We start from the raw sequence: 8,733 nt of genomic DNA on the forward strand, positions 1-8,733 counted from the left end.
AAATGGTATTAGTGAAGTACTATTGAAATATTTATGAGAAAATCAGTATCTTAGTGTATTAAATAGGATTTGTTTGCGGTAATGAGATTTACTAAACTTAATTACTGCCAATACTTGCTAAGTAGCCAAATCAATTATACAATCACAAATTTGGCAGAGCATTTAGAGCAGATAAGTCATGATAAAATCAACCGTTATTTAACGAATGAAAAATTAACACCTCGGATTCTTTGGGATAATGTTAAAGATTTAATATAAATAAATAATAACGCTTACTTAATTTTTGATGACACAGTAATTGACAAACGATACGCTGTAGAGATAGAACCAAGTAAACGCCAATATAGTGGCAATGAACATGGTGTAATTAAAGGTATTGGGCTAGTAAATTGTATATATGTCAATTATGAAGTCGGAAAATTTTGGGTAGTTGATTATCGGATTTATGACCCAGATAAAGATGGGAAAACAAAGATAGACCATGTGATAGAGATGCTGCAAAACCTTTTTTATCATAAGGGTTTACCGTTCCAAGCCGTCTTGATGGACACTTGGTATGCAACAAATAAATTGATGTTATATATTGATGGGTTAGGGAAATATTATTATTGCCCTCTGAAACGTAATCGACTTGTTAATGATACCGCAGGTGAAAAAGATTATCAAAGAATTGAATTATTATCTTGGGATAAAGAGGAGTTGAAATCAGGTAAAATAGTTAAGATAAAAAAGTTCCCTCAAGCTAAAAAAGTGAAGCTTTTCCGGGTCACTGTCTCCACCGACAGAACGGATTTTATCGCTACAAACGATTTATCTCAAAATTCTACGGACGTTGTACAAAAAGTGTATAAGGTGCGATGGAAGGTTGAGGAGTTTCATAGAGAATTAAAACAATTGACTGGTATTGAATCGTGTCAATGTCGCAAGGGTCGTATTCAAAGAAATCATGAAAGCCTCGCGCTATTTTAGTCTGGCTTCTGCACCCGAATTGTATAATAGTCGGTCATTATGTGAAAATAATAACACCTTATTCTCGCTCTACTGCCCCAAGAGCTTTGAGTGTGTTCTTCTGAGGTGTTGTTAAACCGATTGCGTTTTTTATATTCATACCTTCATAGGGTCTATAAATTCTGATTGTTTTTACACATTCACCTGTTTCAACATCCCAAAGCCAGATAATATCCAATTGATATACCCATTCACTGTTCTCAAACATTGTCCTGTGCCGATATCCCATCACTTCATGCTTTGGTTTTCATTAATACTCAGTAAGGTTTGACCATCTGGATTAACAGTAACTAACCAAATGCGTGAAGCATCTCGCTCGCCTATAGGTGAATCACTATCTTCATACAAAGTTTGCAGACATTTGCCTGTCAGGACATCCCATGTTTTAACAGTTTTATCCTCACTCCCCGTAACCAGTGTTTTACCATCTGGACTGAAAGCAACTGCCCACACGTGACTGTTATAACCTGGTAGCGTATTTATGCACTCACCAGTAGCTAAATCCCAAAATTTTACAGTTGTGCGATCGCTTCCTGTGGCCAATGTTTGTCCGTCTGGGCTAAGAGCAATGGATAACATCCAATTAATGGGGATTTCTAATACTCGCACGCAAGAACCCGTGTTGACATCCCACAATCTTACAGTTTGGTCGTCGCTCCCAGTAACCAAAGTTTGTCCATTCAAGGTGAAAGTAATAAAAATTACCCGATTGCTATGTCCTAATAAAGTTTGCAGACATTGCCCAGTATGCACATTCCACAACTGCACCGTTTGGTCATTGCTACCACTAGCTAAAATTTCTCCATCTGGGCTAAAAGCCAGCGATTGCACCCAACTTGTATGACCTCGCAGAGTTAAGAGACATTGCCCAGTGTGGACGTTCCACAACCTTACCGTTTGGTCATTGCTACCACTGGCTAAAATTTCTCCATCAGGACTAAAAGCTAGCGATTGCACCCAACTTGTGTGACCAATGTATGTAATAATTTGTTTGATGTTTGTAACAGACCACAAGCAAATTTCATGATCAATGCTTGTTGCCATTAATTTCCCGTCTGGGCTAAAAGTTGCTGATAATACACCTCCTAAAGTTCGAGTTAAAGCAGACTTACTCAAATCTGCATTGGTAAAGTTAACTCGATGCAAGTTCATATCTTGTAAGTAAGCTTGCCAAACTGTTAACTTAGAAAAGTCATAGCCGCTCAGGTCAATATGAAGCTGCCAAAGTAAATTAAGAATATTGCCCCCCGCGTATCCTGGTTTTTGAGGAGTGTAAGATTTTAGCTTTAATAAAATTTGATTCAAAGAGTTCTGCACATTTTCTAGAGTACCAAACAGGTTGAGTAATTGCTCTGCAATAGGCTTCAGAATCAGCCGGATTTGTGCATTTCTCACATAATCTTTGGCTTGAGATTTAATTAATGCAATGTAGTATTGGTGGGATATTTCCTGTTTCCCACATTTGTGCGATCGCAAATAGCCTCGATTAGACGCTAACCTTAGTAACATATCTGCTTCGATATCCGCTGTTGCTGTCACAAATTTAGCGTTGCCGTAACCTCTGTCATAAGCAGCAAGTGGTCTTTTTTCTAACTGCCGACTCACTCCAGAAATGGTTGTGCTTCTGTTTTTACCTTCTCTACCAGCAGATTCATCAGTTTTCTTCTCTTGGGACGGCTGTCATGCAGTGCGGCATAAATACTCGGCCAAGACCGCCGAAACACTGGATTTTCGGATAAGCTGACAAATGAATCATTATTCAAATTACTACAAAAGGGGGATGAAGGGGCTGCCGACGGCAGCCCCTTCATCCCCCTTTAAAATGATTATCATTATTGTTGGTGGAATAGTTTATTTTCTGGAAGTCCCTTAATGGAAGCTTCTGCTGTATTTGATAACTTAATAAAAATTTGTCTAAATTGGACCCAATAGAAGTTGATTCAACGGAAATTCCATAATAAAGTGTATAGAAATAGTTCAGCAGTGAATGAAAAGCGATGCAATCAGGGAGATCAAAGTCAAGCTGTCAGAGCTTAATTTCTTTTCAGAACTGTCCGATTAAGTGCATTCATTGCTAAGTTTAATTAATTTTCATGAAGCCCATCGATCGCTCTATACCTTTATACTTTGATTTAGAAACAGCAATTAATGTAATCGATTGGCTAGTTTTTGTTAAAACAGGTAAGCATTTAAGCACCTTGCAGGTGGAAATCATCCAGGGAGTCTGGATTGGAAGAACCTATGAAGATATCTCTGCGGCTACTTGCTGGTCTGAGCCTCATATCAAAGCGATTGGGGCTGCTTTATGGGAACTGATGTCTGAGATACTTAATGAACGGGTGAGCAAGAAAAACTTTCGCTCTGTTATTGAGCGTCGCTACAAAGATTTGTCTTGTCTAAAGTCAGTTGAATTCTCTGCTTTGTTTGATACTGTGACATCTGAATCGCTGCCTTTAGAATTTCCTGATGGGCCTGTCAAACTTACCTCAATTTTATATTGCGATCGCCCGCCGATTGAATCTTGCTGTTATGAAGCGATCGCTCAACCTGGATCGCTGCTGCGTATCCGCGCACCCAAGCAAATGGGTAAAACTTCTTTGCTCTACCGCATCTTGAACCGCGCACAACAACAAGAATATTCTACTATTTTGCTGAATCTGCAACTAGTAGACAGTGCCATTCTGCAAGACCTCGATCGCTTTCTGCAATGGTTTTGTGCCAGAGTTACCCATGCGCTGAAACTTCCTTTGCAGTTAGCCGAATATTGGGACGATATATTTGGCAGTAAAACCAGTTGTAAAGACTACTTTGAAAATTACCTGCTACCGCAATGTCAGCAACCACTGGTGCTAGCATTGGATGAAGTCGATACCCTATTTGCCTATCCAGAAACCGCCGACGGCTTTTTTTCCCTGCTGCGAGCCTGGTATGAAGATGCCAAGAACAGCGAACTTTGGCCAACCCTGCGGCTGATTCTGGTGCATTCTACGGAAGCCTATGTTCCCCTTCATATCAACCAATCACCGTTTAATGTCGGCATTCCTATCGAACTGCCAGAGTTTAACGCCGCGCAGGTGAAAACTTTAGCTGATTGGCATCAGCTCAACTGGACAAACGCCGAGGTCGAACAACTAATGTTTCAGGTAGGAGGACACCCTTATCTAGTGCGCTTGGCACTTTATCATATCGTTCGCACGCGCATAAGCTTAGACGAACTGTTAGACTCAGCCCTTACTACGAGCAGCCCATTTTACCATCATTTGCAACGCCAGTTATCTACCTTGGAACAGCAACCCTCTTTAGTCACTGCCCTCAAAGCCATAATAAAAGCACAGCAGCCAGTTCGCCTCAACTCATTAGAACTCTTTCATTTAAATCGTATGGGGTTGATTGAGGTGCAGTCAGGGCAGGTGAAAATCCGGTGTGAATTATATCGTCGGTGCTTAGTTAATTGCGGTGATGGTGTTTAGTAGTTTAACAAACCAAAATTACTGTGTAGACCCAGCACGGGAGCAGGGGGGAATGAAGGTACTCTCTCCTCTGCCCCTCTGCCCCTCTGCTAGCCACCACGTAAAGTTGTCTTGGCAAACTACTATTCGAGGAGGCGAGTAACTTAGTGTCCAGTCCATCTGTTTATCAATATCAAGCAGGTGGCAGCCTTCCTGTGACTGCGCCCAGCTATGTAAAACGACAAGCGGATGATGAGTTATTTCAGGCATTGCTCAAGGGAGAGTTTTGTTATGTCCTGAATGCGAGACAGATGGGGAAGTCTAGCCTGCGTGTCCGGATTATGGATCGCCTGCAAGCTCAAGGGATGCGAACGGGTACGATCGACATGACTACCATTGGTAGCCAACAAATGACATCCGAACAGTGGTATGCCTCAGTCTTACAAAGTATTGTCAGCAGTTTTCGACTGAAGGTAAATTTGCGAACCTGGTGGCGAGAGCGATCGCATCTCTCCCCTGTAAAACGCTTTGATGATTTTTTCACCGCAATTTTACTGACTGAGATTCAGCAACCTGTAGTCATTTTTATCGATGAAATTGATAGTGTCCTGGGGTTAGACTTTCCCATTGATGACTTTTTTGCCTTGATTCGCGCCTGTTATAACAAGCGGGTGGAAGAACCGATTTACCAACGGCTCACCTTCACGCTATTGGGTGTAGCCACACCCAGCGATTTAATTGCAGACAAAAGCCGGACACCGTTTAATATCGGTCAGGCAATTGATTTACAAGGATTTCGCTTGTCTGAAGCCTTACCCTTGCTTCCCGGTTTGCAAGAAACAGTCAACCAACCGGAAATTATGCTGCGTCACATCATAGAGTGGACAAATGGACAACCATTTTTAACCCAAAAGCTTTGCCAATTGGTGCTGAATGCTTGGCAAAATGGCACGATCGCTATTCCTAGTGGAGAGGAAGCCAGTTGGCTAGAAAACCTAGTGCGATCGCGCTTAATCGACTACTGGGAACTCCAAGATGAGCCAGAACATTTGCGAACCATCGCTCATCGCCTACTTTATGACGAACAGCGTGCAGGACGATTATTAGGGTTGTATCAACAGATTTTAGATGTATGCAGTCTCCCTGTTCCTATCGATAATAGCCCCGAACAAACGGAGTTACTACTATCCGGCTTAGTCGTCAAAGAGCAAGGCTACTTGCGAGTTCGCAACCAGATATATGCAGAGGTATTTAACGCAGTCTGGGTTGAACAGCAATTAACAAATCTGCGTCCTTATGCAGTTAATTTAAAAGCATGGCTGAGTTCCGAACGATTAGATGAATCGCGCCTGCTGAAAGGACAAGCTTTAAGAGATGCCGAGGTTTGGGCTGAGGGCAAACGGATTGGCGATCGCGATTATCAGTTTTTAGCTGCCTCCCATGCCTTAGAAAAACGGGAACAACAGCAAGCCCTAGAAGCCGCCCGTACCAGGGAAATCGAAGCCCGCTTAGTGCAAGAGAAAAAAACGGCTCGACTGCAACGATACTTCTTAGGAATAATCAGTTTGGCACTCATCGCGGTATTAGGCTTAGGGTTAACGGCTTTCTGGCAATATCGCACTGCAAAAGTAAGTGAAATTCAAGCCCTCTCCCGGAGTTCTGAAGCTTTATTTGCCTCCGATCGACGCTTAGATGCTTTAATAGAAGCACTACGAGCAAAACAGCAATTGCGGCGGTTAAGCCACGTCAATGCTGCCACGATCGCTCAAGTAGAAGAAGTTCTGCGGCAAGCGGTTTACGGAGCAGTGGAATTTAACCGCTTGGTTGGGCATCAGGAGTACGTGTACAGTGTGGTTTTTAGTCCAGATGGGCAACAAATTGCCACAGGTAGCCGCGACAAAACCATCAAACTTTGGGCGAGGGATGGCAGATTATTGAAGACTTTAAATACCAGTGATTGGGTTTTTGATGTGGTTTTCAGCCCTAACGGTCAATTTTTAGCTGCATCAACTCAAGCAGGAGAAGTGAAATTCTGGAGACGGGACGGACGGTTGCTTTGGACTTGGAAACAGCAACCGGATTTACACAAGCAGATTCTCTTATTCAAGCTCATCTTTAGCCCCGATGGTCAGTCAATTGCGGTGACAAGTGACGATCGCACCGTCAAACTTTTGGATCTGAACGGTCGCTTGGTTCGCAGCCTCAAAGGGCATCAGGATGCGATCTGGAGCCTGGATTGGAGCCAAGATGGACAGACAATAGACCTTTTGCAAGAGGTGGGAAAAGGGAAAAGGTTAAAGGGGAAAGAGAAAATAACAAACCTTTCCCCCTTTCCCCTTCTCCTTTTCCCGACTTCTGCAAGAAGTCTAATTGCTTCTGCTAGCGAAGATCGCACCGTCAAGCTTTGGAGTAGCGATGGCAGCTTAATCAAAACTTTAGTAGGGCATCAGGGAGCAGTTTATGTGGTGAGATGGAGCCAAGATGGTCAACTGCTAGCATCTGGAGATATGCAAGGAGCGATCAAACTCTGGCATCGAGACGGCCGCCTAATGCAGACTTTGGCGGCACATAATACTGACATTTTTGGCATTAGCTTTAGTCCAGATGGACAACTGCTCGTTTCTGCAAGTGCCGATCAAACAGTGAAGGTGTGGCGGCGGGATGGTACGTTTTTATTAACACTGAAACAGGGAGATGCTGCTTGGAGAGTGGCGTTTAGCCCGGATGGGAAGCAGTTTGCCTCTTCTGGCTCTAATAATTTAGTCAAACTTTGGCAATTGCAAAACCCAGCGCTAACCCGTCTTTTGGGACATCGGGCCCAGGTTTTGCAGGTGGCGTTTAGCCCCGATAGCGATCGCGTTGCTTCAGCCAGTTGGGATCGGACAGTGAAACTGTGGACGCGGGACGGTCGCCTACTCACCACCTTTCGAGGACATAATGCGATCGCCAGTGGAGTTGCTTTTCATCCCGACGGTCAACGTTTGGCATCCAGCGATGGCAATGGCATTATTCACCTCTGGCAAGCCAATGGTAAGCAGTTAAAGACATTTTCCCTCGTTCAGCCAACTGGAACCATCGAGCCAAACGAAAACGGACAGCCATCAGCTGAAGCTAGTACCGTTGACTTTAGTCCTGATGGTCAACTATTGGCAGCCAGCAACACAACACAAAATATAGCTCGGATTTGGAAGTTAGACGGTAGCCTAGTTACTACCCTAACCGGACATCAAAATGCTATCAGCCACATCCGCTTTAGTCCCGATGGACGGCAGATTGCCACCAGCAGTTATGATGGCACTATTAAACTCTGGCATTTGGATGGCAGTTTGATTCGCACTTTTACAGGGCATAAAGCCGAAGTACAGGATCTCGCCTTTAGCCCAGATGGCAAACTCATTGTATCAGGAAGCCACGATCGCACCGTTAAACTCTGGACAGTGGAGGGGAAACTACTTCGCACCTTTAGCGGTCATAGCAGCAAAGTCTACGCAATTGCTTTCAGTCCCGATGGTAAAACCATAGCATCCGGGAGCCGCGATCGTACTATCAAGCTTTGGAAATCAGATGGCACCTTGTTGGCAACCCTCAAAGCCCATCAAGACGTTATTTTTGGGTTAGCCTTTAGCCAAGATGGGCGGTGGCTAACATCTGGTAGTTGGGATAAGAGTGCGATTATCTGGAATTTGCAACAAGCAATTGATATCAATCGAGTAGAACAGATTGGTTGCGATTGGGTGCGAGATTATTTACGAACCAATCCAGAAGCAAAACAAGACGCGGCTTTGTGCAAAAAGTAAATTTTACGTTTTTTGGATCGCACCCATCTGTGCCGAAACAGGAACTATGCCATTTGTTGGGTTGTGGAAATTCAATGCCGCAAAAGTTGTATCTTCAGCTAAAAAATAATCATTCGTAATATTTTTTACTGGGTTGCTGCTGCCTTTAGCGGCGATTCAGATGCCTTTGTCAAGAATCCAATGCTATCAGACAACTCTGGGAATTCGATCCTCAATTCTTTAGTTCAGCAGATAGCGATCGCCGATGTACTTTTGTCAATGAGATCCCACTCTAAAATAGGCAGATTAATACTAAATCATACTTTTTAGTTGCCAGCCGTCGAAAAAGTAGGCAACAAAATGAAAAATATCATACTTACAAATTAAGCATCAATACTTTTTGCTATAGATTAGTCTGAGGTTTTTCTATATATTTAGTAGAACTTACGTAATTCTCCTGATAGATCCATGCCAAACATATACTAACCATCTAACTGCTG

Annotated in this window: 5 protein-coding genes and 1 pseudogene; 3 read left to right on the plus strand and 3 right to left on the minus strand. The window is 43.2% G+C overall.

The window, feature by feature from the left end; genetic code table 11:
• Positions 1–81: 81 nt before the first annotated feature.
• Positions 82–963, plus strand: a pseudogene (locus tag RMZ41_RS18925) (transposase); the annotation flags it as partial.
• Positions 964–1,027: 64 nt separating this feature from the next.
• Here the strand turns inward: RMZ41_RS18925 and RMZ41_RS18930 are convergent.
• From RMZ41_RS18930 to RMZ41_RS18940, 3 genes are read right to left on the minus strand one after another with little or no spacing between them, the layout of a single operon-like run.
• Positions 1,028–1,216: a hypothetical protein gene (locus RMZ41_RS18930; RefSeq protein ID WP_322643363.1), complete on the minus strand. Its 189-nt coding sequence runs from the start codon at positions 1,214–1,216 to the stop codon at positions 1,028–1,030.
• A 20-nt stretch (positions 1,217–1,236) separates the two neighbouring features.
• A complete protein-coding gene (locus RMZ41_RS18935) occupies positions 1,237–2,613 on the minus strand; it encodes a WD40 repeat domain-containing protein (protein ID WP_322643362.1) in 1,377 nt (458 codons plus the stop codon).
• Positions 2,610–2,771, minus strand: coding sequence for a hypothetical protein (locus RMZ41_RS18940; protein WP_322643361.1), 162 nt, complete (start codon positions 2,769–2,771; stop codon positions 2,610–2,612). Before RMZ41_RS18940 ends, RMZ41_RS18935 begins: the two co-directional genes overlap by 4 nt.
• A gap of 330 nt (positions 2,772–3,101) precedes the next feature.
• Between RMZ41_RS18940 and RMZ41_RS18945 the strand changes: the two genes are divergently transcribed.
• Together RMZ41_RS18945 and RMZ41_RS18950 are read left to right on the plus strand one after the other, a co-directional pair.
• Complete coding sequence (locus RMZ41_RS18945; RefSeq protein WP_322643360.1) at positions 3,102–4,478, plus strand: AAA-like domain-containing protein; 1,377 nt, start codon at positions 3,102–3,104, stop codon at positions 4,476–4,478.
• 146 nt (positions 4,479–4,624) lie between these two features.
• Positions 4,625–8,254, plus strand: a complete 3,630-nt coding sequence (locus tag RMZ41_RS18950; protein WP_322643359.1) for an AAA-like domain-containing protein — start codon at positions 4,625–4,627, stop codon at positions 8,252–8,254.
• The last annotated feature ends 479 nt before the right edge of the window (positions 8,255–8,733 follow it).

Source organism: Nostoc sp. DedVER02 (genome assembly GCF_034530675.2).
Lineage (GTDB): Bacteria > Cyanobacteriota > Cyanobacteriia > Cyanobacteriales > Nostocaceae > Nostoc.

Bases quoted from the DNA above. Each gene is read 5' to 3' on its own strand.
- RMZ41_RS18930 (WP_322643363.1), bottom strand. From the start codon at position 1,216: ATGTTTGAGAACAGTGAATGGGTATATCAATTGGATATTATCTGGCTT.
- RMZ41_RS18945 (WP_322643360.1), top strand. From the start codon at position 3,102: ATGAAGCCCATCGATCGCTCTATACCTTTATACTTTGATTTAGAAACA.